The 24,231-nt window shown below is 46.7% G+C and carries 16 protein-coding genes; 3 read left to right on the forward strand and 13 right to left on the reverse strand.

The window, feature by feature from the left end:
• Positions 1 to 7 precede the first annotated feature (7 nt).
• The 6 genes from BLV62_RS19240 to BLV62_RS19265 form a co-directional block, all read right to left on the reverse strand.
• The gene (locus tag BLV62_RS19240; RefSeq protein WP_089763600.1) at positions 8 to 931 is read right to left on the reverse strand and encodes a hypothetical protein; all 924 of its coding nucleotides are present in this window, start codon (positions 929 to 931) and stop codon (positions 8 to 10) included.
• Positions 932 to 936: 5 nt separating this feature from the next.
• A complete protein-coding gene (locus tag BLV62_RS19245) occupies positions 937 to 2,460 on the reverse strand; it encodes a RagB/SusD family nutrient uptake outer membrane protein (RefSeq protein ID WP_089763601.1) in 1,524 nt (507 codons plus the stop codon).
• Between the two features lie 18 nt (positions 2,461 to 2,478).
• A complete protein-coding gene (locus BLV62_RS19250; RefSeq protein WP_168927914.1) occupies positions 2,479 to 5,550 on the reverse strand; it encodes a SusC/RagA family TonB-linked outer membrane protein in 3,072 nt (1,023 codons plus the stop codon).
• Positions 5,551 to 6,014: 464 nt separating this feature from the next.
• On the reverse strand, positions 6,015 to 7,679 hold the full coding sequence (locus BLV62_RS19255) for a glycosyl hydrolase family 28-related protein (protein WP_089763603.1): 1,665 nt from the start codon (positions 7,677 to 7,679) through the stop codon (positions 6,015 to 6,017).
• Between the two features lie 132 nt (positions 7,680 to 7,811).
• Positions 7,812 to 8,681, reverse strand: a complete 870-nt coding sequence (locus BLV62_RS19260; protein ID WP_089763604.1) for a nucleotidyltransferase domain-containing protein — start codon at positions 8,679 to 8,681, stop codon at positions 7,812 to 7,814.
• 42 nt (positions 8,682 to 8,723) lie between these two features.
• Complete coding sequence (locus BLV62_RS19265) at positions 8,724 to 10,673, reverse strand: alpha-L-arabinofuranosidase C-terminal domain-containing protein (protein ID WP_089763670.1); 1,950 nt, start codon at positions 10,671 to 10,673, stop codon at positions 8,724 to 8,726.
• Positions 10,674 to 10,924: 251 nt separating this feature from the next.
• Here BLV62_RS19265 and BLV62_RS19270 point away from each other — a divergent pair, with 251 nt between their 5' ends.
• A complete protein-coding gene (locus BLV62_RS19270; RefSeq protein ID WP_089763605.1) occupies positions 10,925 to 11,416 on the forward strand; it encodes a hypothetical protein in 492 nt (163 codons plus the stop codon).
• A 70-nt stretch (positions 11,417 to 11,486) separates the two neighbouring features.
• On the opposite strand, the gene BLV62_RS19275 is transcribed toward BLV62_RS19270, so the two are convergent.
• Positions 11,487 to 12,386 (reverse strand): DUF6892 domain-containing protein, encoded by a 900-nt coding sequence (locus tag BLV62_RS19275; protein WP_089763606.1) that lies wholly within the window; start codon positions 12,384 to 12,386, stop codon positions 11,487 to 11,489.
• 206 nt (positions 12,387 to 12,592) lie between these two features.
• Positions 12,593 to 13,651 carry a hypothetical protein gene (locus tag BLV62_RS19280; protein ID WP_089763607.1) on the reverse strand — a complete coding sequence of 353 codons (1,059 nt, stop codon included), beginning with the start codon at positions 13,649 to 13,651 and terminating at the stop codon, positions 12,593 to 12,595.
• 176 nt (positions 13,652 to 13,827) lie between these two features.
• On the opposite strand from BLV62_RS19280, the gene BLV62_RS19285 reads away from it, so the two are divergent.
• Positions 13,828 to 16,275: a beta-propeller fold lactonase family protein gene (locus BLV62_RS19285; RefSeq protein ID WP_089763608.1), complete on the forward strand. Its 2,448-nt coding sequence runs from the start codon at positions 13,828 to 13,830 to the stop codon at positions 16,273 to 16,275.
• Between the two features lie 55 nt (positions 16,276 to 16,330).
• On the opposite strand, the gene BLV62_RS19290 is transcribed toward BLV62_RS19285, so the two are convergent.
• From BLV62_RS19290 to BLV62_RS19305, 5 genes are all read right to left on the reverse strand, one after another.
• Complete coding sequence (locus tag BLV62_RS19290; RefSeq protein ID WP_089763609.1) at positions 16,331 to 16,777, reverse strand: SRPBCC family protein; 447 nt, start codon at positions 16,775 to 16,777, stop codon at positions 16,331 to 16,333.
• A gap of 200 nt (positions 16,778 to 16,977) precedes the next feature.
• Entirely contained in the window at positions 16,978 to 17,799 is an 822-nt protein-coding gene (locus BLV62_RS19295; RefSeq protein WP_211117857.1) for a GH39 family glycosyl hydrolase, read from the reverse strand.
• A complete protein-coding gene (locus tag BLV62_RS28605) occupies positions 17,733 to 18,236 on the reverse strand; it encodes a GH39 family glycosyl hydrolase (RefSeq protein ID WP_211117859.1) in 504 nt (167 codons plus the stop codon). The genes BLV62_RS19295 and BLV62_RS28605 overlap by 67 nt, the downstream gene beginning before the upstream one ends.
• An 80-nt stretch (positions 18,237 to 18,316) precedes the next feature.
• A complete protein-coding gene (locus tag BLV62_RS19300; protein WP_211117864.1) occupies positions 18,317 to 19,777 on the reverse strand; it encodes a cellulase family glycosylhydrolase in 1,461 nt (486 codons plus the stop codon).
• 96 nt (positions 19,778 to 19,873) lie between these two features.
• Complete coding sequence (locus BLV62_RS19305) at positions 19,874 to 22,642, reverse strand: substrate-binding domain-containing protein (RefSeq protein ID WP_089763610.1); 2,769 nt, start codon at positions 22,640 to 22,642, stop codon at positions 19,874 to 19,876.
• Between the two features lie 209 nt (positions 22,643 to 22,851).
• On the opposite strand from BLV62_RS19305, the gene BLV62_RS19310 reads away from it, so the two are divergent.
• Positions 22,852 to 24,213 (forward strand): sugar porter family MFS transporter, encoded by a 1,362-nt coding sequence (locus tag BLV62_RS19310; RefSeq protein WP_089763672.1) that lies wholly within the window; start codon positions 22,852 to 22,854, stop codon positions 24,211 to 24,213.
• Positions 24,214 to 24,231 lie beyond the last annotated feature (18 nt).

Here is a 24,231-nt window from a genome sequence, read left to right on the forward strand (position 1 = left end):
CTCTTGGTTATTGGTTCTTTTTAATATCTATCCAGAATCTGCGCGGGCGTTTTACAAACTTATCCAAATCGGAGTAGATATTCCCCCAGTCATCGGTTCCGCTGAGTGTAAAGTCAAGGGAATTATCCGTAACCGTTTTACTTAATCCATTTCCCAGGTCAATAGTGGTGGCGCCCAGGAAAGTACCGGTGGTTCTTTTGCCTGCTTTACTGATGAAAGTGACGGTGTTGTTTACATAATCTCTTTCCCAGGTGCTTTCGCCTGTGGGAATAAGGCGGTAAACATTATCCAGGTCCATAGCCGGGTTACTGAACATAAAGCTGGCATATAAGCCGTCGGGTCCTGCGTTATTGGTTACCTTACCGGTAGTTTTACCGTCTGCGGTAACGCCGCTAAATTCGAAGGTGATGGTATTGTCCAGTTCCTTATCAGGCGTATTGTTGCCTGCCCATACCCAGGGTTTATCTTTCAGGTTAATAACTGCGCCGCCGCCATATTCCGGTCCGGTGCCGCCATATAACACTAACGCCTGTACGGAGTAGGAGCCCAGCAGTGTTTCCGTGAAAGGAATGATCTCTACCGTCCATTCCCGGGTTGTGCCGGCTTCGGAGGTAATGGTGAACTTTGCCTGGTTGTTATTGCCGGAGAAGTTGATCGGCGTGCCGTTTGCCGGCGAAATATCCGACTTGTATGAAGTCTGGATCTGAGCAACCACGTTACTCAGATCAGTGCCTGGTTGCACCAGTACTTTCACGGTAGCCTTGGCCGCCGTTCTGTCGATAGCGGCTGGCCCAATCTGCACCAGCCCTCCGCCAAGGGTAATGGCTTCAATAGATCTTTCGTTGCTGGTAACGCCCCCGAAAGGGTCTTTGGTACAGGCGCAGCAGCAGGCGATCAGCAAAAAGGATATATAAAGAGATAAATGTTTCATGACAATTATTTATTTATTAAAGGATTCGTATCCAGCTCCCTTTGAGGAATAGGGAAGAAATAGGCGCCGCTGGTAATGACCTTGCCATATTGCTGTACCAGTACTTTTTCCATGTTATGTGTTCTGCGCAGGTCGAACAGCCGGTTGCCTTCAAAGGCAAGTTCCCATGCGCGTTCCTGCAATACTGCATTCCGGAAGGTGGCCGCATTCAGCCCCGGCTGCAGGTCGCCGATCCCTGCCCGGGCGCGTATTTTATTGATGGCAGCATAACCATCCGCAGTGGGGCCGCAGGCCTCAGCGTATACCAGCAGTATGTCGCTGTACCTGATAATAGGCGAATTAGCGCTGGTGGCATCGCCTATACGCGCGGGATCTATAAACTTGCGGGTAAACGGCCGGGAACTGCTGTTGATGTCGAGTTGATAGGTTTGCCCGTTGTTGGTGTAAGACGATACGATCAATTGCGTTTTACGCCTGTCGTTATCTGCATAACTGAAGTAAATGCCGGGCTCCGTCCGGAAGTGCCCCCAGCCCTGGCCGATATTGATGGTAGCACTGTCGGGCTTCAACTGGTTGTATGGAATGGTCATGGGCCTGTCTGCCGGCAGGAACATGTTTGGCAACTTTGAGAAACTTCCTTCCCGGTCCCCGCTTCTGTCTACAGCGGCATCAAAGATGTGTTCAGTAACTGCTGCTTTCTTGTAAATATCAATATTGAAGATATCAGGCAATACCGGCGTTAGTGCAAAGGCAGTTTGTCCCGTCACCACCTTTTCTGCATATGCTTTTGCCAGCGCATACATTTCATCGGGGTTAGCCACAAAATCATAACCCGGAGAAGCAGATGCCTTTGATGATGCCAGATGCAAATATACTTTTGCCAGTAAGGCCTGTGCGGCAGGGCGGTTAGCCCGTCCTTCGCTGATGCGTTCCTGCGTAATAAGAGAGTCTGCTGCTTTAAGATCGCTGATAACCTGGTTATACACGTCGCGGACCGGCGATTTGGCAATAGGTATCTGGGAAGCGTCATCTATCGTAGTTGTACGTAATGGCACTTCTCCGAACATGCGAACCAGGTTGAAAAAATGCAGTCCGCGCAGGAAGTATCCTTCGCCGGTGATCTGGTTGCGTTCTGCATCCGTCATACCTGGTATACCCGGCACGTTTGCAATTACCGCGTTGGCCCTGGCAATACCGCGGTAGAGGTATGTCCAGATATTATCCAGGTCAGGATTGGTAGAAGTGGTACGCAGTTCGTCCAGTTCGAAGTTGCCTACGCCTGCATCTCCCTTCTGCGTCAGATTTTCTGTAGGCAGTTCGGTGATGATATAGTAACCCCTGGAGTAGTAACCTACTTCAGGTAATATTGAATAGGCATAGATGATAGCCGCCCTGGCATCGTCGGCCGTTTTATAATAGGAACGGGAATTGATCATACCGTATGGCTGCTCCTCCATTTTAGAACAGGCAGGTAGTATTGTTGAGCCCAGGACGGCAGCCAGTATATATCTGTAAACAATCTTTTTCATGTCTTTGATTTTAGCTGATTAGAAAACTACGTTAGCTCCCAGCGATACGGCGCGGGGGCGTGGATAGGCTCCGTTGTTGATACCATTTTCTCCAACCTCCGGATCAAAGCCTTTGTTAAAACCGGTGAAGGTGTATAGGTTGTTGCCGGAGAGATAGATGCGAAGACTTTTTACAAATTTCACTGCATCTGTTTTCAGGTTGTATCCCAGGGTGATATTCTGTATTCTCAGGAAAGAACCATCAGTAAGGTAGAAGTCAGATGCTCTCCATCCGCGGGTACCGTTGGCCCTCGGGTATTCCGTGCTGGGGTTATCAGGCGTCCAGCGTTGCAGCCAGCGGCTGGCGGTCATTTTCTGGAAATCCCATACCTGTCCCCCCTGTACGCCATAGAGCTGCATTGAAAGATCAAATTGCCTGTAACGCAGGTTCGTATTCAGGCTATATATAAAATCGGGGTTTGGATTGCCGATAATGGTTCGGTCGTAAGAATCTACAATGCCATCGGGCTTGCCGCCGGGACCCGATAGATCCAGGTATTTGACTTCACCGGGTTGGGCATCCACGCCGGTCAGTCCTGCTTTAATACCTTCGTCGAGTGTTTGTATAATGCCTGCGGTTTTATAGCCGTAAAAAGAAAACATAGGTTGCCCAACCGTATAAGTGCTGATCTGCTGGCGTACAGATTCGTAGAGCGTTCCGATGAATACCTGGTTGCTCTCGCCCATCGACACTACCTTGTTGGTGTTTTTGGTGAACATTCCTCCCAGGCTCCAGGTGAAATTTGCCTGGTTAATGACGTTTGCATTCAAACCTATTTCGATACCGCGGTTCTCGATTTCGCCGTCGTTGATCCATTGCTGATCATAACCTGCGCTGGGGGCAATTGTTTTAAGGCGCAGCAGATCGCTGGTATGTTTGATATAATAATCTGCGCTGAGGGTCAGCCGTTGATCCAGGAAACCGAGATCCACACCAACATCCAGGGAGCGGGTGGTTTCCCATTTGAGGCTGTTGTTACCCAGTCCGCCAACAATAGTACGTCCCTGTTCATCGTTTGCGCCTGCAAGGCCAGGTCCGAAGCCTGTTTCAAAAACGGCGCCGGTGAAATACTTATTGGAACCATAGCGGTCCAGCGTTTGGTAAGGACTGATACCCTGGTTGCCTGTCAGGCCGTAGCTGGCCCTTACTTTTAATTCGGAAAAGAGGCCCAGGTTCCTGATAAACTGTTCTTCCCCTGCTTTCCAGGCCAGTGCGGCAGAAGGGAAGAAAGCCCATTTGTTGTTTGAACCGAATTTCGTGGATCCGTCGGCCCTGGCGGTAATGGTGAGCAGGTATTTATCATTGAATGTATAGTTGCCGCGTCCATACCAGGAGGCCAGGTCGAAACGCTGAAGCGAGTTTGAAATCAGCATCGTGCTTGCTGTTGCCAGGTTTTCGTTCTGCATCACGTCATTTACAAAGTTCTGACCGGTGAGAGTGCTGAACCTGTTTTCCGTTTTCTGGTAGGAGAAACCTGCAACGAGATTGGTTTTATGCCGTTTCCCGAAATCTTTGGTGATGGTAAAATAGTTTTCATTCAGCAGGTCGAAATAGTTGCCGTTCGATATGCTGCCATAACTTCCTTTGTTGTCCAGCGCCCGTTGGGTACTGTTTTTAGGATCGTACTGGTCCTGTATGCTGTTGCCGGATTTGGCATTAATGGAAGTTCGGAACTGCAACCAGCTGTTAATCCTGAAATTAACATAAAGGTTTCCCATTACGTCAGTTGTTTTTGTTTTATTCAGCAGCTGGTTGGCCAGTGCTATAGGATTACCGAAATCGGTATTGCTGTTGCGGAAATAGTTGCCGGTAGAATCATATACCGGCCAGATTCTTGACCTGCCCACACCGAGTTGTTGCCCGTAGGCTTTTGTATAAGCCAGGATTACGTTGGTACCTGCGGTGATGGCGTTGGTGAGTTTTTGTTCCAGGTTTAAACGGGAAGTATATTTTTCATACCCGTTTTTTATAACCATTCCCTGTTCATTATAATAATTGCCGGAGATGGCATACCTGGTTTTATCACTGCCGCCATCTGCTGTTAGGGTATAGTTCTGCGAATAAGGATGACGGTATACAAGGTCCACCCAATCCGTATTTACCGGCCATTTAGGCTTATTGGGGTCCAGTCCCCGGAGTTCTGCAATAGAGGGGAAATATACCATGCCTGTACCAACAGGCCTGTAAATACCGATGTAGGGCACATCTGTCGCAATAGCTCCTCCATTGATAGCAGCTTCGTTGGCAAAAGTGGCATCTTCTACGGGATCGCGCCATACGTCTGGTTTATTAGCGAGGAAGGAGACGGTTTGCAGGGTATTGAATGAAATACGGTGCTGCCCCTGTTTGCCTTTCCGGGTGGTTATCACTATAACCCCATTGGCGCCACGGGAACCGTAAATAGCCGCGCTGGACGCATCTTTCAGTACTTCTATCGACTCGATATCTTCGGGGTTTATCTGTTTCAGGTTGCCCGCATCGCCCCATGGATAACCATCTACTACTACCAGCGGATCTTTGGACCCATTGAGGGAACTGGCGCCGCGGATACGGATAGTGGCGCCAGCGCCAGGCGCGCCGCCGCCGGTTGTAACCTGCACACCCGCTATCTTTCCCTGTAAAAGCTGATCAACGGAAGAAGAAGGCGTTCTGTTCAGATCGCTGCCTTTGAGTGTAGCAACAGCGCCGGTAAGGTCGCTCTTTTTTACAGCGCCGTAACCTACTACCACTACGTCGTTCAGGTTGCCCGGAGCCAGCTGCATGTGAACAGTGATGTCTGACTGCGCACCCAGCGGGATTTCTTTGGTTTGCATACCAACATAAGAGACCAGCAATATTTTACCGCTGGGAGGAATACTAAGGACAAATTTGCCATCGCCATCGCTGACGGTAGCCGTCTTTGTCTCTTTTACGACCACGGTAGCACCCGGGAGTGGTTTGGCCTGTTCATCAAAGACCGTCCCGGTAATTTTTCGTTGCTGCGCATGCACTATAATGGTTGGCAGGCATAGGAATAAGACCACACTACAGCGTGCAATGAAATTTTTCATAACGCATTCAGTTTTAAACGTAGAAACAATGCAGCAAAAGTAATGGGCATTACCAGGCATTTCTGGTGTTATTCCGTCATATCATGATCCTGAAACGATATAGGCGTTAGAAATAGTGGTTTCAGCATTGCTTGCCGGATTTGCAGGTAGGGTGATTTTGAGGCAGGCAACTCCTTGTAGCGGATTTTATAGAGGGGCCTGAATGATGCCCACCATGGAGGGGTGTTTATATTTCGCAACATGGCTTATGCCATACCTGCATTTGGTAGCCGTCTAAAGTAAAAGAAGCTGTTTTCCAAATACAATAGCATTTTATTGAATCTTTAATTATTGCTAATCCATAAAGAAGGATTACCAGTTACGATTTTATTCTTATGCATATTAATGTATGCAATAGCGAATAACGCTACTGTTCCGACATTAATTGGAATATCGGGACAGTAGCGAAAACAAATGACCATTTATTAAACCTGGTAAATAATAGTACCAGTAATAGAAAATCCGTTAACACAACCAGCTGCGGGTAAAAGAAGCGCTGGGCTGCCACTACCATTTTGCATAAAATGAAGGTTGGGAGTACCACTAGCTACACCAATTCCTAATTGTGTAAATCCCGTTTGCAAGGTAACGCCACTGTAGTTATAAATAGAACCAGAATAAGCTTCATGAGTAACGGTTTTGGCAGCAGGAAGGTTGTTTAGCAAAATATAGGCTACACCTGCCCTTGCGGTATCGACAGTGGTGACTTTAACTTTGAAGCTGGCAGTTATCATATTGCCACTTCGGGTATAGGTGCCTGATTGGATTTCATAAATGTTATTGCTGGTTCCGGATGTGAACTTAAGTTCCGGGGTCCATGTACCTTCTTCCGGAAATATTTGCCCCTGCTTGGGATAGCTGGATGAAGGGGTACCAGAAATTCTGTTGCCTGCGAAACATGAAAAACCTTTGTTGTCTCCTCCTATTCCGCTACTTATATTTTTGTTATCAAGATTAGTTAGACGGTTGTTATTGAAAATGATACCGCCAACTGCACCCAACATACGTACGAATGAAAGATTGTTAGGACTTAATTGTGCGTAGGAACCGGTAATAGACACTGCATAGCATGATGTAGCGTTGGTTGAGTCATTGCTAAGTATTATGGGATACAAGGTTCCAATACCGTTGCAATTTTCAAAATAGCAATCGCTGATATTAACTTTTGCGATACCAAGACAACGAATTGTTGCGTCGGCGAAACAAGATTCAAAGCGGCACTCCCTAATAACAAGATCTGTACCTGCCTCAAAATATATGGTGTCACTCCCTCCGGAATGTAGAATATAACAACCCTCGACTGTATTCGCATTACTCTGCAAAGCGGAAATATTACCTTTTGAATATATAGGTAAAAACGATGTTGGTTTGGTATTGCCCAGGTACCCAAAAATGCAGTTAATCCATTTTGTAAGAATGAAATTCCCGTAAAATCCTCCAGCCATATCAGACCAGATATTACAGTTATCGAACAAGCATCTTGCAGAATAAAGAGTAAGGTTGCTTTGCTTGTAAGCATATGCGACGCCTTTCCCTGCACCGACGGCAGTGAATCCTATTGATTTAATACTGACTGATTGCATGGAGGCTGCTGTGAAAACTGCGGTATTGTTGTTTGCTACAAGTAGGGTTGGGTATAAACCTGCTGCACCGTTGCTGTCACCAATCAATGTAAGGAAACTAGGCAACGTAACCGCACTGTTAAAGAGGTATCTGCCTGCTGGAACATATAGCGTGTCAGTGTGAGTTGCTGCAAGAAAGCTGAATGCCCTTTGAAAATATAAAACGTCATCATTGCCCGAAGTGCCGTTCCAGTTGCCTCTCGCGCCAAACCATTTTACATTCACAGGTTCATTGTATAAACGTTTCCATCTACCGGTAAGGTTAGGCGAAATTGTTTGAGTTTCACAAACTGCATTTGTATCAGTATCAAATATAGTCCCGTAGTCAGGAGTCTCATTTGATGTGGCATCCCAATAAAAATCGCCACCGCCACCATCTCCTGGTTTATAGTAACCTAATACATGGTATACCTCATTGGCAATAGGGGTTGGCGTAGCGAGTAATGCACAAATGTTTTGCACCGTCATAGAATAAATATTTGGTTAACAATAACCTAAATTAACACATTGATACGCATTGGAAATACGCAGAGAAAGTGCCGATATTTATTCTGAAACTCCTTCCTGGCTTTTGCTGGACATGCATATCCCGACGCATGATCAAAGCCTGTAATACGGCTTATATCTCCCTTCGGCCAACCCAACAACCTCCTCGAAAAGTTTTTTTAACAACACAACATTATCTGTCAACCCGCCTTCAATACAACATAAAATTTTATTGATCCTTTGTGAAAAATCCTCGGGTTTGGTTGTCGACTGCTCAAGGATGTTGATAGCTCTTTTGTCGCCCATCGGATAGCGTTCATTGATGGCAAAAAGCGCCATTACGATATTTTTCACCGCTCTTGTCAGGCAACCAACGGTATTATAGGTATCATCTTTTGCTGCAAAGCTTTCCGCTTGCCAGATAGTAAAGTCTGCCGACCAAAGTGATTGCTGAACAACAGATTGTTTCAGCTTCGGAGGATATTCTATTACGCGTTCCTTTAATTTCTTAATTAAATTATCAGGGTCATAAACGGGGATACAGTTGTTTGTTTCGGCAAGAAAAATAAGGGATGAAAATCCATAAGGAGGTTGTTGTTCAAAATCATTCTCCCAAATACCCTCTTTTGCTTTCTCTATAGTCCTGGAAATCTGGTCTATGTTTTTATAGAGAAAATCTACTTTGCCATATTTCGTTTTAATCCATGCCCCGCCGTTCACCCAGGGCCCCCATTCGTAAAAAGCAGTGACAACCGGTTGTTCCTTATCTGCGATTTTCTCAGCTATCAATTTTATGCTTTCAATATCAAAAGGGTTCTGTTCAGAATAATAAATACCAATATCAAGGTCGGAGGTCTCCGTTGCCATACCCATTGCAAAGGAACCTCCAAGAACAACTGCCTTAACGCCTTCGATGTTTTTAAGTTCGTTAGTAATGCCGTCTAGCAGTTGATGCTGGTCGTTCGATAATTGGGTTAGCGCCATATCATTTATCCGTTTAATGTAAATAGGAGCGGTTCATAGAAACTACGGCTTCCTGGTTTTGATCCGGATCACCGTTAGCGACATTGGAGGCGCCTCATACCTGAGATCTTTCTTCACTTCAAGAGTTGATCTTACAGGAACAACAGCATTCGGTTTATCCATGCTATTGATCGCTGCCGGGTCGCCTTGCAGTATGGTGCAATCCGCGTTTGAAACGATATTCCCGAACTTCGACAGGTTCGCGTTCACTTTTTTAACGGTTGAGCCGGCGTTAACCAGTTTCAGGATAATATCACCGGTTCTTTTATCCTGTACGCATCCCCCCGCAAAGAGTGAATCTGCAGTCTCATATTTTACCACATTATCAAAGTAGGTATCGCCCTGGTTGGTTGAAAACAGTTGCTGTACATAATAGTTAACGCTTGGGCTAACACGGGTATTATCGAAATAGATCATATCCGGCTTCCATTGTGTAAAGCCATTTTTAGCCAATAAAGGCGCATAGGAAGCCATTGCTACCACATCGCCATTCCGCTCAAGGGAGATCATATACAATGCCTCTGCAATCGCGTTTTTGACGGTATTGCCCCATGAAGCATATTCGCCGATATACACTCTTGTTGCATTCCGCTTGTAGGTATCGTACCTGTACTGGTTCGATACAAACCATTCAGGTTTGCTGTAATAATGTTCGTCCACCACCGGCAAACTCAATGATTTGGCAATTTCCCAGCCTTTGGAGAAATCTTCTCCCTCGGGGAACGGTCCCACAGTGCCAACAATGGTGATCTCGGGGTGTTTTGCTTTTACCGCCTGGTAGATCATTTCAAAGCGTTGTTGAAACTCCGGGGTGATCTTGTCTTCATTCCCGATGCCAATATATTGCAGGTTGAAAGGAGCGGGGTGACCTGCTGCCACGCGTTTGCTTCCCCAGAAGGAGGTGGCCGGTCCGTTTGCCCATTCAACAAGGTCCAGCACTTCCTGGATGTAGCTTTGCATGCTGTCCATAGGTAATGCCTGCTGGCCCGTGCTGCCGATCCGCCAGGTACCGCCGGAGTTCTGGCAGCTTACTGCCGCCGGTAGCACAGGCAACGGTTTAGCGCCTATATCTTCACAGAACTGGAAGTACTCGTAATACCCAAGGCCCATGGTTTGGTGATATCCCCAGATATTTCTCTGTTCCAGCCGTTCTTCAATCGGGCCTATTGTATTCTTCCAGCGATACATATTCCCAAGTCCATCCCCATGCACCAGGCAGCCGCCGGGGAAGCGGATGAATTTCGGATGAATATCAGCCAGGAGTTGCGCCAGGTCTGCACGTAAGCCATTAGCACGGTTTTTAAAGGTCTTTTGAGGAAAGAGGGAGATGACATCCAACGCAAGTTTCCCCTTGCTGGTAGCGAGAACAACTAACGTGGCGCTATCGTCTGTCTCCGAAGGAACAAGGCTGCAATTATATTGCTTCCATTCACTGGCTGCAATTTCAAAAACATGCTGCGCCAGCATCTTTCCATTCTTTCCTTCTATACTAACCTGCAAGCTCACCGGCGCGCCGCTCATTCTTTTGGCGAAAAGCGACAGGTTATAACCGTCGCCCGCCCTGACCGGAATTTTGCCGAACCCCTGGTTCCTGATCCCAACACCGCTATCGCCAACATGCTCCGCATTCAATACCAGGTAGTGCGGGTTATTAGGATGAATGGGAGACGAAGTTTCAACACTCACTGTGCCATAGGAATAGCCAGGCGTGATATATTGCCAGAACGAGAAAGGATGCCAGTCCCTCCTGTCGCCGGGCGCGTATTCAAAAGACCGGTTCTGCACCAGCTCGGCATACAAACCGCCATCGGCCGCGTAGTTGATGTCTTCAAAAAAAAGTCCGAATAAGTCAGCGCTGATTTTCCTGCCGCCCGGTGATTTTTTCTTCGATATATCCTGTGCCCAGGTACAACAGGTACTTAGCAAACAGGCTGCGAACAAGAGTGCTTTCATTCTTTTTATGGGGAGTGTGTGGGCCGTGGAATATTTAGACTTATTCATTCTGATTGTTTATTTAAAAAAAAGCGTGGGATAATATATAAAAAGATTATGAGAAATAATATTCATCAGGTGAGAACTTAGGACTCAGACAGGCATTCTACCAGGTTTATCTGCATATGCCACTAGAAAAGTTTAAAACAAGCGATTGAAAGCGCCTGTAACATTTTACGGTACCGGCACGCTTTACGATCAAACAAAACGTTATGAAATTCGTATCTGTACTTATCGTAAGTGTATTTTTAATGACTGCCTGCAGCAAACCAGCCGTCAGGCCCGAGCCTATAAAATCAACACTCACTATACAAAAGAATGATAGTACCTGGGCGCAGGACGGCGTTGTAGCCAATTATAACGTGGACGAGGATATCGTTCATGTAACGACGGGGAAGGATAATGAAACGCTTATTATTTCATTAAAAAAGGGAAGTATTCCATTTGACGGCAACATAAAAGATTATTCTGCGAGTGTGTTGGTTGCACCTTTTAAAGGCAGCGCAGCTATTTCAGCAGGCTATTTGCTGGATTCAACAAAAGCAAATAAGCTCAGGTTACTGGTTATTGATAATCCAGAGAAACGTGTGGCCTGCGATTTTGTTTTACATTTTAAGAAAGATGATCGCTATCCCAACGGAGAAGATACCCTGATGTTTAAGGGACGGTTTGATGTGCGGTATAAGGAATTTTCTTTAAGGTGATCATACAGGGCGCTCCTTTCAATAACCATTTAGTTGTTGGTGAAGCGCCCGTATCTGGCTTCGCTCGTTGTTAGATCGCTTCTGCAATAATCCCTTTCTCTGCCAACTGCGCCTGTATTTCTGCTAGATTATCAGCATAAAAAAGATTCATTCGCTTCAAATTAGGGAAGTGCTTTACATCCTCAAAATTCTGAATATTGAAAGTATCATCTTCCCCGTCCCAGAACCGTAATAGCTGACCGTATATATCATCTCCGCCGTCCTGTGACAGTTCTGTGATTTCAGGAGCAAACTTCTTGTCGATCTCCAACGCTTCGAAGTAGGCAGTCACTTCAGGTATAAATTCATACCCTTCTTCCTCTATATCAATTTCACGGGCCGCATAGTTCTCCACAAATTCATACAAATCAAACTTAGGCTTCAGCAGCTCTTTGTTATACATCAGTTCCTGTATTACAGCCAGCTTGAAGTTAAAGTCCGCGAATTCGATCTTGTCTCCCGCAATGGGCTGATATTTATATTTGTCGGAGTATACCTTAGGCGCCGGGGGCACATGCCGGCTGATGGCTACTGTAGTCATCACGCCGTCTTCAACATCTATCCACACATCAAAATCGCCGACCGTAAGGGTTCCGCCTTCATCCCGCTTATTAACCTTCCTGGCCGATGATTTATGCTGTTCAAAGTATGTACGATACCCTGTTTCGTTGATCGTAAACGAGGCTGTGAAAATGCTTGCCGGTGAGAAATCATATTTAGTGGGTGTAAGCTCCAGCACAAAGCTCTCCACTTCCTTGCCATTCTTTGAATAAGCCAGTATGCCTAACGTATCCCAGGTATAAATGTGATTGTATTTTTTGGCAACGTGCCGGGCTTCACCCAATATGCTTCTTAATTGCTGTATATCCAACGGAAACTGCACCTCTACGCCATTCAGGGCAAACCGGTTATCTGCGATTGTTAGTTGCATAACTAAATTGTTTTTGGTAACAAACTGGCGCAAATATAGAATATTTACGAAAACTGCAACCGGGGGTTACTGCTCCGGGATACCAGCAACACGCGTCAGCCAGGAACGCTTTTATTTATATAATAATCGGGCATGATTCAAATGGAGACAGAATTATTCTTTGCCAGAAAAAGTGCCGCCGGGCGTGAAGGCGCCCAAAACATTTATCACACCGGCAGGTCATAACTCCGCAACTGTCCTTCGCTCGTCGTCAGCAACAGCTTGTCATGCACGATCAGCACATTGATAATATTGCTGCTGTAATCGTAAATGTAATCGGGGTTGGTCGTAGGATTGCCTTCCTCGTCATAAGCTGTAAACTCAATGCCCTCCGGCATTACTTCTGCTTTGCAACGAAGGTCGTTTCTATCCAGCAATAACAATCTTCCAAACCGAGATACAACCAGGATGTTGCTGTCATCTACAAAGAAAACGCTATAGTTGATGTAATCCGGCTCGGAAGAGGGAAAATCTTTACTGCCATCGAAAATGGCTTCCTGGCTTTGTTCCGCCAGCTTGGCGATTTCAGGGAAGGAGTATACTTCCAGCGGTCCGTCATAATGCGGAGCCATCACAAACTCTTTGCCTGATGGCGCAAAATTCCCCATGATCACATCGTCGCATTGAGGAAATTCGGTCAGGGAGATAACGTTGTTTTTCAGCTGCAACTGCATCAGGATGCACTGTTCCTGGCCTGCGGCGGCTTCCAGCAGGATCGTATCGTTTTCCGGTGTTGCATGAAATAAATACGCGTATTGCTGGCTTTCCAGCAGCGGGTAAGATGCAATTATTTCAAAAGTAAAGGCATCCATTACCTGCAGTTCGTCGGTGTCGTTTTCGTTGCCCGGCAGGGTGTACCAGATTGTTTTATTATCTTTCGAAAAATAACAGGCCGCCCCCAGGAACCAGCTCCAGGAACCATGTTCCACTGTGTGCAGGATCTTTGTTCCTTCGGCATCCAGAATACGGATGTCTGTCATACCTGCAATGGCGATCAGCCGGCCATCAGGAGAGGCAGACAGCTTACTGCTTACATAATTGGCATTCTGTCCAAGTATGATCTTCTCCCAGATAATTTCAAGATTGCCACTGAGCTTTGTGATCAGCGGCTGACTGGCAAAGTTCATCAGCATCTCCCCATTCGGTAATGGCGCTACGTTTACCGGGTTGGCGGTGAATGTTAGTTTGCTTTTTAAAGGCAGGTTTATATGTAGAAATTGACTCATATCTTTTGATTAAACCGTCGCAAAGGTAATACACAAACCACTTTTCTGGCAACCTCATCTATTAAGAATATTCATTTCAGGTTATATCTCCCACATCTGATATTTCCTGGTTATCTTTTTCTTAATTTTAGAAACCGCCCTTCCATTTTCCTCCCGGAATCTATAATTATGCTCCTATGAAAAATATAAAAGGTTTATTGCTGGCCAAATGTTTTTTGGTATTGCCTTCTTTGCTTTGGGCGCAGGACAGGATAAAACAGGAATTGGAAACACGGAAAACCGGGCTGCCTAACGGATGGACGATCACGCCCGCCGGCGCCCAGCTTCAACTGGGAGATCTGCCCTTAAACCTCGTGATCAGCCATAATAAAAAACTGGCTGCGGTTACCAACAACGGGCAAAGTACGCAGACCATTGAACTGATAGATATTGCTCAAAAAAAGAAGGTCGACAGCATCGTGATTGCAAAATCGTGGTATGGACTGGCTTTCTCGTCTAAAGACGACCTGTTGTATGCATCCGGGGGGCACGACAATATGATCAGGATCTATGGCATCAACAAGGGCAAATTATCCCTGAACGATTCCATTGTATTAGGTAAGCCCTGGCCCAACAAAATTGGTATAGCCGGGCTGGAGATCGACGACAAGATCCGGAAAGAGTTGTATGTAGTCACCAGGGAAGATAAACAGCTTTATGTGATAGATCTTCTTCATAAAACAATAAAAACAAAGATCGATCTAGGAGCGGAAGGTTATACCTGTAAACTGTCGCCCGATCTCAAACGTTTATACGTCAGTGTTTGGGGCGCGAAAAAATTGCTGGTATGGGATACAGACCAGGGAAAAGTAGTGCAGGAGATTGCCGTAGGAAGCCATCCGAACGAAATTACCTTCAGCAGGAATGGCAAATGGTTATATGTTGCGAATGCAAACGATAACTCTGTTTCTGTGATCAATACCGCGAAAGGCCAGGTGGTGGAAACCCTGAATGCAGCTTTGTACCCAAACGCGCCTAGCGGTTCTACAAGTAATGGAGTAGCGCTGTCTGACGATGGAAAAACATTGTATATAGCTAATGCAGATAATAATTGCCTGGCGGTTTTTGATGTCAGTCAACCTGGCAAGTCGCAGTCTAAAGGCTTTATTCCTGTAGGCTGGTACCCTACCAACGTGAAAGTGGTGAATAAGGAGATATTGGTAACCAATGGCAAGGGGATGTCTTCCATGGCTAATCCGCATGGTCCGAATCCGACCGACAGAAAGGAGAAGGTGGATAGGCATGCCGGCGACAGGAACAAGCCGCAGGAAATTCAATATATAGCCGGTCTTTTTAAAGGAACACTGAGTTTTATTGACCAACCGGGACCAGGAGTACTGTCGGTCTATTCGCAGGCTGTTTACCGGAATACGCCTTACTCGAAAGATAAGGAGCTTAATGCAGAAGGCGAAGTGGGGAACCCGGTACCGATGAAGGTGGGAGAGCCTTCGCCGATCAAATATATTTTTTATGTGATCAAGGAGAACCGGACTTACGACCAGGTGTTGGGAGATCTGGCCCAGGGAAACGGTGATCCGAACCTTTGCCTGTTCGGTGAAAAGATAACGCCTAATCAGCATAAGATAGTTAGGGACTTTGTATTGCTGGATAATTTTTATGTAGATGCAGAAGTGAGTGCAGATGGACATAACTGGAGCATGGGCGCCTATGCGACGGATTACCTGGAAAAAACCTGGCCTTCAAGTTATGGAGGCAGGGGAGGAACCTATGGAGGAGAAGGGGAAAGGGAGATAGCCAACAACAGGGACGGTTTCATCTGGGACAATGCAAAACGTCATAATATCACATACCGGTCGTATGGCGAATTTGCGGACGATGGAAAAGCGAATGTCAAATCGCTGGAAGGTCATTTTGCAACGAACTATTCGGGCTACGATCTCAGCATCGCCGATACCACCCGTTTCAGGCAGTGGAAAGCCGATTTTGATGAATTGATTAAAGAAGGAAGAGTACCGCAATTGACTACCCTTCGTTTCGGTAACGATCATACCGAGGGAATGAGAGCCGGCAAAAAAACGCCTTATGCACATGTTGCAGACAATGACCTGGCGGTAGGTATGTTCGTTGATTATATCAGTAAAAGCCCGGTTTGGAAAGAATGTGTAATTTTTATCCTGGAAGATGATGCGCAGAATGGGCCCGATCATGTGGATGCGCATCGGAGCCCGGCCTATGTGATCAGCCCTTACGTTAAAAGAAAATACGTTGATCATACCATGTACTCAACTTCAGGAATGCTGAGAACCATTGAACTGATCCTGGGAATGAAACCAATGACCCAGTTCGATGCCGCCGCAAAACCAATGTGGAGAGCGTTTACGAATACGCCTGATTATACGGCGTTTGATCATCTTCCGGCCAATGTTGATCTTACCGAAAGAAACCCGGAAAGCGGGAAACTCGCGCAGTTAAGCAGCAAGTTCGACTGGTCTAAGGAAGATGCGGTTCCGGACCTGATCTTTAACGAGATCCTCTGGCAGGGTTTGAAAGGCGAAAGCGCGCCGTCTCCCACACGGGCAGCCTTCTTAAAGGTGAACAGCAAAAAGGAGGAGGATGATGATTGATAAACGATAAAAAAGAGCCGCTTAGACTTCGTAAGTTAAGCGGCTTTTTTATTACTTAATTCCAGTTATCGATCTTGACATCAAACGGGTGGGGATTGCCTTTCCCTGTTTCAACCAACGACTTCAGGCTCATAAGAAATATAGCCCATTTAGTGCTGCAATGATACATGAACTCAACCGGCTCTCTCCAGTTTTGTTGACTGAATAAGAGGATCACATAGTCGCCGTCCTTTTTCAGTTCAAAATTCAGGGTTGTACCTACCCATTCCCGGGGGCCGGCTACTACTTCCCATTGAACCAGGCGGTTAGTATCGAGCTTCGTAACTTCCATATCAAACCCATCTGTACCGAACCTGAATTCGATAACATTCCCTACTTTGTCGCCTTCCCCTTTAGTGTCGGTAGTCCACCAGCCTGCGAGGCCATCCCTGGTCGTCAACGCGCGGTAAACATCATCGATTGATGCGTTTTTAAACCCTATACGGTGTAAGATATTTGCCATCGGTCATTGTTTTTATAAAGGTATTTTTTTAAATGATAGTACATGGGGGTAAAATGGACAATGTTAGGGGGGAGGATGGACAAGTGCGGGAAAGCAAAACCCTATCAACTATTTCTGTTCATCATCTTTTAAGATCAGATGTTGAAAAAAGAATGTTGATAGGGTTTATAAGTAGGAGTTCGACTATGCAGCTATGACATTTACAGCCTCACAATATTCACCAGGCAAACATCATTCTCCCGCATATCAATCGTTTCTGCAAACGATTCGTTTTTATTGATTGTTACAATCTTTCTATAGATAGCCGCTCCGTCGTTCTGCTTTTTGATCTGCTCTACCGCTGTCCTGTTAAGCTGTGCAGGCCGGCCCATCGCCAGGTAGGTGGTATACGCGTCGTTGCATCCATAGCCGACTTTATAGAGCTCTACTGAATAGGCGCCTGCGGGAAGCTCTTTGATATTGAGTCTGAGCTTTCCTTTAGATTTTGAAGGCAGGTCGCGGATATAATATTTCTGGTTATGTACCGAGTCGCCCGGATGGGTGTTGGTAAAATCCCATACCAATGCCTGTACATTACCTGAACTGTCGCGGCACACCCAGGACGACGAATCTTTATTCGTAAGTTCCGTACTTCCCAGGCGGTTCATAAACTGGTAGGCGTAGAACACAGGTTTATTAATGCCCTGGATGGTCAGCATACCGAAGCCCCCATGGAAAGGAGTGAAACGCGGCCCAGGTTCTTCGAAGATATCTGTGAACACCCAGTACGACATGGAATTAGCCGCATGCCCTACTTGCTTGAGTTTTTGCAACACATATGCTGCTTCATGGTAACTGTCGTGGATCGGATCGGCAGGCGTATAGGAGGCGCTCCATTCTGTATAATGCAGTTCCAGTTCAGGCATGCCGGCTGCCTGGATTTCGGACCTCGACTGGAGTACTTCTCCACTTACACTCATCGGGTTTTTGTCGAGCACCGTTCCCGATTGACCGAATTTGGCGGCGTTACATTTCCCCGCCACCAGAAGATGGTCTTGTTTCCGCTGGCCAGCCTGGATGGCATGAAACCCAGTTCAACGAAGGGCTTCATGCCTATGCTATGCAGGAAGTCGAACAAGGCGTCTACATACATAAAGTTATACTGCGGGTTTCCTTTTTCATCTTCTGTATAAATAGCCATTTCATCCCCCAATAAACCATGCATACGGATATACCTGAAACCACATTCTTTCCTGACATAAGCCAGCTGCTGCTGCCAGTCGGCCCGTAATCCTTCCGCTGCGCGTCCCGCGCCCACGCATTCATTCAGCATAGTGGTAAGTGGTCCTGCAACGGCGTTGTAGTTTACATCCACTATCCGTTCTGGTTGGGTTGCTGCACGTTTCCCGTGGTTTTGCGCCAGGAGGCTGTTTGTTGCCATTACCAGCGTCATTACCATCAAACTTAATTTTCTATTCATTTGTTTATTATTAATTAATCTCTACCACTCAGCGAGCCATTGATCTGTCTTGCAGCTTTAACAGCAGGCAATGCCTGTTGTTATTTCGTTCCTGCCATAATCGCATTAATAGTACGTTGGTCGCGAACTGTATTATTACGTCTGTCCAGCGCCCCGCCCGTATCCCAGAAGAACGGTTTTAATCCATTGGAGACAGCCTGTTTTGTTGAGAAGGTAATCCAGTAATCAACTGATGCGTTGTGTTTATCCAGCTCCTTGGGCGTGGTTCGGCGATACGCTCCGTATTCGCCCAGCAGAACGGGGATCTCTTTATCTATGAACTGTTGTTTTATTTGGCGGTAGTAGGCGATCAAATCCGGTTCTTCGCCATAGGTAGGATTTCTATCGGGTTCAATGGCAGAATGGTTGCCCTCACCCCAATAATAAACCATCTTGCCCCATGATACGTCTTCATTCAGGAAGGTGAACTGGGAAGGGGTATAGTTATGATCTTCATACATCAGGCGTTTGGGAGTGGAATCTGCAGGCATGGATTTAAAATAATGCGGAGAGCCCTGTACAACTAATGCACGGTACGTATTTCGGCCGCCGGTGGAGCGAACGGCATCAACAAAGGTCTGGTGGTAGGTTGCGAGTACCGCCATGTTCGTTGGGTTGTCGGCGTTCGGCTCATTGGCGCTGGCAAACATCAGGTGTTCGTCAAAGTCGCGCATCGCGGTGGCAATCTGTTCCCAGAAAGCCTTTTGCTTGGCGTTTACAGAATCCTGTTTCGCCGGGGTACAGTTGTTTTCCAGCCAGCCGCCATCCCAGTGAATGTTAAGCAAAACATACATGTCGTTATTGACGCAGTATTGCACTACCTGTTTTACCCTGTTCATCCAGTTGTCGTCTATCTTCCCTGTGAGTTTGTCTGAATACTGGTTCCATGAACATGGAAGTCTTATGGCATTGAACCCTTGTTGCTTAACGAATTTTATATAGCTCTCCGAGATCAGCGGATTGCCCCAGGCTGTTTCGCCGCCTATTGCTTCGAGGGTGTTGCCGATATTCCATCCGACTTTGATCTTTGCTGCAAGTTGAACGGCGTTGCTTTCCATACCGTTGATATCCGCAGGCTTGGGAGATGTATTATAACTCGGATATAACCTGCCTGGCTGGCTAACGGAAACTCTCTGGGCCAGGCCGTTATCTGCCGAAATTGTTAAGATCACAGACCGTGTAGTGCCTGATGTATTGGGCGATGCGGTTAGTTTTATGCTGGTTTTCGGACCGCTTCCTTTTGTTGAACTGACTTCCAGCCAGGAAGCCATGTTTACGATATTCCATTGTGCGTTTGCGGATACCACCAGGTCCGATGTTCCTCCCTCGGGAAGGAACGAGATCTCTGTCGCGGAAACTCCCAATTCGGGTGCGGGGTTTCCTTTCTTCCCGCATTGAATGGAAGAAATAATGGCAATGAGGAAAAAGAAGAATGTGATTGCAGCGGGTATGCGGATACGCATTTGAGTCACTAAACTGGCGCTTAGGAGGTTTTTTTTCATGTACGTGGATTTTTTGGGGTAAATCTATAATGCAGGCGGCTCAAACAGGGTCGTGTAATGTTTCAAATCGGGGTATAAATGTTGCAAATCCATTTTCTACATCTTCGCTCCATACTTCTCCTTATACGCTTTCGGCGTCATTCCTGTAATTTTTTTAAAGGAAGTAGAAAAATAAGAAGGAGTAGAGAAACCTGTTTCGTAAGCTATTTCAGCAAAAGACAGGTTATCGTACTGTATCAGGTACTTCGCTTTTTGTACCCGTTGTAAAAGAATGTATTCTGTAATGCTTACATCCAGCAAAGGTTTGGTTTTCCTGTACAACTGGATCTTGGAAAGTCCCATTTCATCGCAGAGATCCTGGATCGAGAAATTCTCGTTCGAGAGGTTCTTTTCTATGATCGCGTTGAAACCGGAGAGGAACGCTTTTTCACTTTTGTTGGCCTGTGGCAGCGCCTCCCTGGGTATGTCGGCTGTCAGGTGGGTTTTCAACCGCTGGCGGTTTTCCAGCAGGTTGTTAATGGTTTCTTCTAATACTTCGCTGTTGAATGGTTTGGTGATATAGGCGTCGACGTTTGTTTTCAGTCCTGCAACTTTTTGTTCGTCGGTTGTTTTAGCCGTTAACAGGATGATGGGAATATGAGAGGTCCGGATATCTGCTTTCAGTACCTGGGCCATTTCCAAACCATCGGTTTGCGGCATCATGATATCTGAAATGACCAGGTCGGGCATTTCTTCGAACGTCAGGCGGGCGCCTTCGGTACCGTTTTTTGCTGTGATAACTGCAAACCTGGAACTGAGGCGGTTAGCGAGGAAGGCCCTCAGGTCGTCGTTGTCTTCCACGATAAGGATAGTGTTGCCGGTAGAAGAACCGTGTTCGGCGGGTTGCGGATGAATGGCCTGTGGAATAGCGCCTATGTTGTAATCGGCGATCCAGGTATCCATTTCGCTGTTGTAGCCCCAGTCTTTGACCGGTACGATCTGGTCGTCGGTGTACTGGTCTTTTCCCATAGGAAGGGTAATGGTAAATGCGGTGCCCTTGTTCTTTTCGCTGTCAGCCACAATGGTTCCGTGGTGCAGTTCTACCAACTCTTTCGAAAGCGCAAGACCGATGCCGCTGCCATTTTGATTATGCACATCTCCATAGTAAAAGAAATCGAAAATCCGTTCTTTATCCTGTGCGCTTAACCCGAACCCCGAATCTGCCACTTTTATGGATACGGTGTTCGAGTCGTCATGTTTTTCCACGATCACATAAATATGCCCCGCGTCGGCGGTGAACTTAAAGGCATTGGATAATATATTGAAGAATACTTTCTCGATTTTCTCGGGGTCGATCCAGAGTTTGACAGATGATTCTTTGGTGATCATCCGGCAGTCGATCTGGTGCTGCCTGGCCAGTCCTTTAAATGCGTCGATAATGTCGTTAATGAAAGGAAGCATATCCACTTCCTGTATCTTCAGCCGCATTTTGTTCAACTCCAGCTTGCGGAAATCCATCAATTGGTTTACCAGCAGCGAGAGGCGGGATGCGCTTTTCTTGATGAGGGCAAACTGCGAGCGTATATGCGGAGGCGTTCTAGGATTTTGCAGGCATTCGTCTGTTGGCGCAAGGATGAGGGTAAGCGGTGTTTTTAATTCGTGCGAGATATTAGTGAAAAAGTTGCTCTTTTGTTCGCTGGCTTGTTGCACCTGCTGGGCCATTTCCTTAATCTGCTCGCTCTGGGAGCGGATTTCATGGTTTTGCGACTGAAGCAGCTTATATGCTTTTATATTCTTCCTTCTTAAATAGATCAACAGGCCGGAGAGCATCAGGAGCAGGGCCAGGTTGCCAATTAATATAAGGATGAGGTTTTTCTGCGTCCTGAACGTTCTTGCCTGTTCTTTTAGCAGGCCGTCCTGGCGTACAATGTCCTTCTGTTGGGCAATCACCCTGTTGAACTGCTGTTGCAGCATTACCACGTTGGTACTGTCTACGATAATGGTTCTCAGGAAATCGCGTTTCGGCGCTTCCTGCCCGTGAAGGATCTTTGCGGCTGCCCTGATAGCCTCGCCTCCCCCGGTCGGGTAGAGTACCGAAGCCAATAATGACCTGTTTTCCACGAATTCCAGGCCTGTCCGGGGCTGTGCATCTACCCCGATAACCTTGATACCCGGAAATCCCAGTTCTTTACAGATGGCGGCGGCAGTATTGGCCATCACATCGTTATGGGCAAATATCAGCCTGGTGTTCTGCAGCTCTTTTTTCATCCGGGGAAGCTGCCGTTGCACGCTGCCTTCCAGCCAGTCGCCCTGTATTACAGTAACGTTGATATGCGGGTAACGGGCAATTTCATCCCCGAATCCTTTTTCCCTTTGCAGGGCGGGAGTAGAGGAAGGAAGCCCGGTGATCTCTATAATATTGCCTGTTTTATCCAGGTAGCTTGCGGCATACTGCCCTGCCAGCCTGCCCACTTCAATATTATCGGCCCCGATAAATGAATTATAGGAATCAGAAGAAATGTTCCGGTCAACCACTACAACAGGGATACCTTGTTTATATAAACTGTCTATAACCGGTGTTAACGGCGCCGCCTCATTGGGCGAAACGATCAGCAGGTCTATTTTCCTGGCAGCCAGCTCCCTGATCTGCTGCACCTGTTCGGCGCTATTGTAGTTAGCCTGCCTGTAAAGAATTTTCAGGTCTGGGTTAAATACCAGTTCCCGGTCGATCTCCTCCTTCATTTCCCTGCGCCAGGCATCCGCATCTCCCAGTTGGGAGATACCTATTAAATAAATCTTCTCCTGCTTTTCCTGGCAGGCCGGAAGCAGCAGGAGAGAAAGCAGGGAAACCCATAGCAGGCGCCTAAAAGCTGTTTTGGAGATCATCGTTGCCAAAAATAGAAATAAAGCGATACAATTTTAAAATCTGCTGATACAAAAATTAAAAACGCCTTTCTGTAATGATCATTAATGAATTGATAATCAAATATATAACCTGTTTTTAAAAGTTTGTAAGTAATAGAAACAAAATTGAAATGAACGAGGAGCTGCCAGGGGTTATTTTCAGGCCATCAAAAGTGATTTATTTCAACGTTATGAAAAACAGACTTTTATTTTGGAGCATAGTGATTGCTCTGGGAGGCTTACTCTTTGGAATGGATGTAGCGGTCATCTCCGGGGCCGAACAACAAATACAGCATATCTGGAATTTAAGTGATGTCGTCCACGGCCAGGCTTTAGCAGCAGCATTATATGGAACCATTATAGGCGCTTTGCTGGGAGGTATTCCGGCAGAAAGATACGGGCGCAAAAAAGTACTGCTCTGGATAGGGATCATATTCTTTATATCTTCTGTAGGCTCCGCCCTGGCGCATGATGTTATCACCTTTATGGTTTTCCGCTTTATTGGGGGGCTGGGAGTAGGAGCATCTTCCGTAGTGGCGCCTATGTTTATTTCTGAAATTGCGCCGGCCAAAAGCAGGGGAAAACTGGTAGCCACTTTCCAGTTCAATATCGTATTCGGTATCTTACTCGCTTACTTTTCCAATTTCCTGTTAGCCTCGCAGGGCGATGAAGCCTGGCGCTGGATGCTGGGAGTACTCGCCATACCGGCAGCCCTCTTCGTTGCGCTGCTGTTCTTCGTACCTGAAAGTCCCCGTTGGCTGATGGTTCACAGGAACGACTATACCGCCGCCCGTAAAATCCTGGAAGTTTCTGATCCCGAAGGGGTCGACGACGCCATCCAGGCGATCCGCCAGGAAGTAGAGGCAGATAAAAAGAAAGCCAGTTTGTCCGCCTTCTTTTCAAAACGCTATGCCAGGCCTATTATCATGGCGGTATTAGTGGCCATGTTCAACCAGCTTTCCGGGATCAATGCCATTATCTATTTCGCGCCACGGGTCTTTGAACTGGCTGGTCTGGGAAAAAGCGCCGCTTTCCTCCAGAGTGCGGGAGTAGGTTTGGTAAACATGATCTTCACCATGCTGGGCCTCCGGTTAATCGACCAACTTGGCCGCAGAAGCCTGATGCTTATTGGTTCCATCGGGTATATCATCTCCCTGGGGGCTATTGCCGCCGCGTTCTACTTTCAATACCTGGGCGGGATGGTAGTGCCGGTGCTGGTGTTCCTATTTATCGCTTCTCACGCCATCGGACAGGGCGCTGTGATCTGGGTATTTATTTCAGAAATATTTCCCAACCAGGTTCGTTCCTATGGTCAATCGCTGGGCAGCTCCGTTCACTGGATCATGGCGGCCATCATCACCAGCGTATTCCCATTCTTTGCCAACAACCCGGCTATCGGCCCTGCCAAGATCTTCCTCTTTTTCATGGTAATGATGACGGCCCAATTGCTTTGGGTCTTGTTCCGGATGCCTGAAACGAAAGGCGTGTCGCTGGAAGAGATGGAAGAGAAGTTAGGCGTAAAGAACACGGAAAGCGCCACCCAGCCGGTTTAAGATTTTATTATTAAGAAA

This window comes from Chitinophaga terrae (ex Kim and Jung 2007), from assembly GCF_900107795.1.
Lineage (GTDB): Bacteria > Bacteroidota > Bacteroidia > Chitinophagales > Chitinophagaceae > Chitinophaga > Chitinophaga terrae.

What these genes read in the sequence shown, in the direction of transcription:
- BLV62_RS19240 (WP_089763600.1), bottom strand. Translation starts at nt 931, where the DNA reads ATGAAACATTTATCTCTTTATATATCCTTTTTGCTGATCGCCTGCTGC.
- BLV62_RS19245 (WP_089763601.1), bottom strand. Translation starts at nt 2,460, where the DNA reads ATGAAAAAGATTGTTTACAGATATATACTGGCTGCCGTCCTGGGCTCA.
- BLV62_RS19250 (WP_168927914.1), bottom strand. Translation starts at nt 5,550, where the DNA reads ATGAAAAATTTCATTGCACGCTGTAGTGTGGTCTTATTCCTATGCCTG.
- BLV62_RS19255 (WP_089763603.1), bottom strand. Translation starts at nt 7,679, where the DNA reads ATGACGGTGCAAAACATTTGTGCATTACTCGCTACGCCAACCCCTATT.
- BLV62_RS19260 (WP_089763604.1), bottom strand. Translation starts at nt 8,681, where the DNA reads ATGGCGCTAACCCAATTATCGAACGACCAGCATCAACTGCTAGACGGC.
- BLV62_RS19265 (WP_089763670.1), bottom strand. Translation starts at nt 10,673, where the DNA reads ATGAAAGCACTCTTGTTCGCAGCCTGTTTGCTAAGTACCTGTTGTACC.
- BLV62_RS19270 (WP_089763605.1), top strand. Translation starts at nt 10,925, where the DNA reads ATGAAATTCGTATCTGTACTTATCGTAAGTGTATTTTTAATGACTGCC.
- BLV62_RS19275 (WP_089763606.1), bottom strand. Translation starts at nt 12,386, where the DNA reads ATGCAACTAACAATCGCAGATAACCGGTTTGCCCTGAATGGCGTAGAG.
- BLV62_RS19280 (WP_089763607.1), bottom strand. Translation starts at nt 13,651, where the DNA reads ATGAGTCAATTTCTACATATAAACCTGCCTTTAAAAAGCAAACTAACA.
- BLV62_RS19285 (WP_089763608.1), top strand. Translation starts at nt 13,828, where the DNA reads ATGAAAAATATAAAAGGTTTATTGCTGGCCAAATGTTTTTTGGTATTG.
- BLV62_RS19290 (WP_089763609.1), bottom strand. Translation starts at nt 16,777, where the DNA reads ATGGCAAATATCTTACACCGTATAGGGTTTAAAAACGCATCAATCGAT.
- BLV62_RS28605 (WP_211117859.1), bottom strand. Translation starts at nt 18,236, where the DNA reads ATGAATAGAAAATTAAGTTTGATGGTAATGACGCTGGTAATGGCAACA.
- BLV62_RS19300 (WP_211117864.1), bottom strand. Translation starts at nt 19,777, where the DNA reads ATGAAAAAAAACCTCCTAAGCGCCAGTTTAGTGACTCAAATGCGTATC.
- BLV62_RS19305 (WP_089763610.1), bottom strand. Translation starts at nt 22,642, where the DNA reads ATGATCTCCAAAACAGCTTTTAGGCGCCTGCTATGGGTTTCCCTGCTT.
- BLV62_RS19310 (WP_089763672.1), top strand. Translation starts at nt 22,852, where the DNA reads ATGAAAAACAGACTTTTATTTTGGAGCATAGTGATTGCTCTGGGAGGC.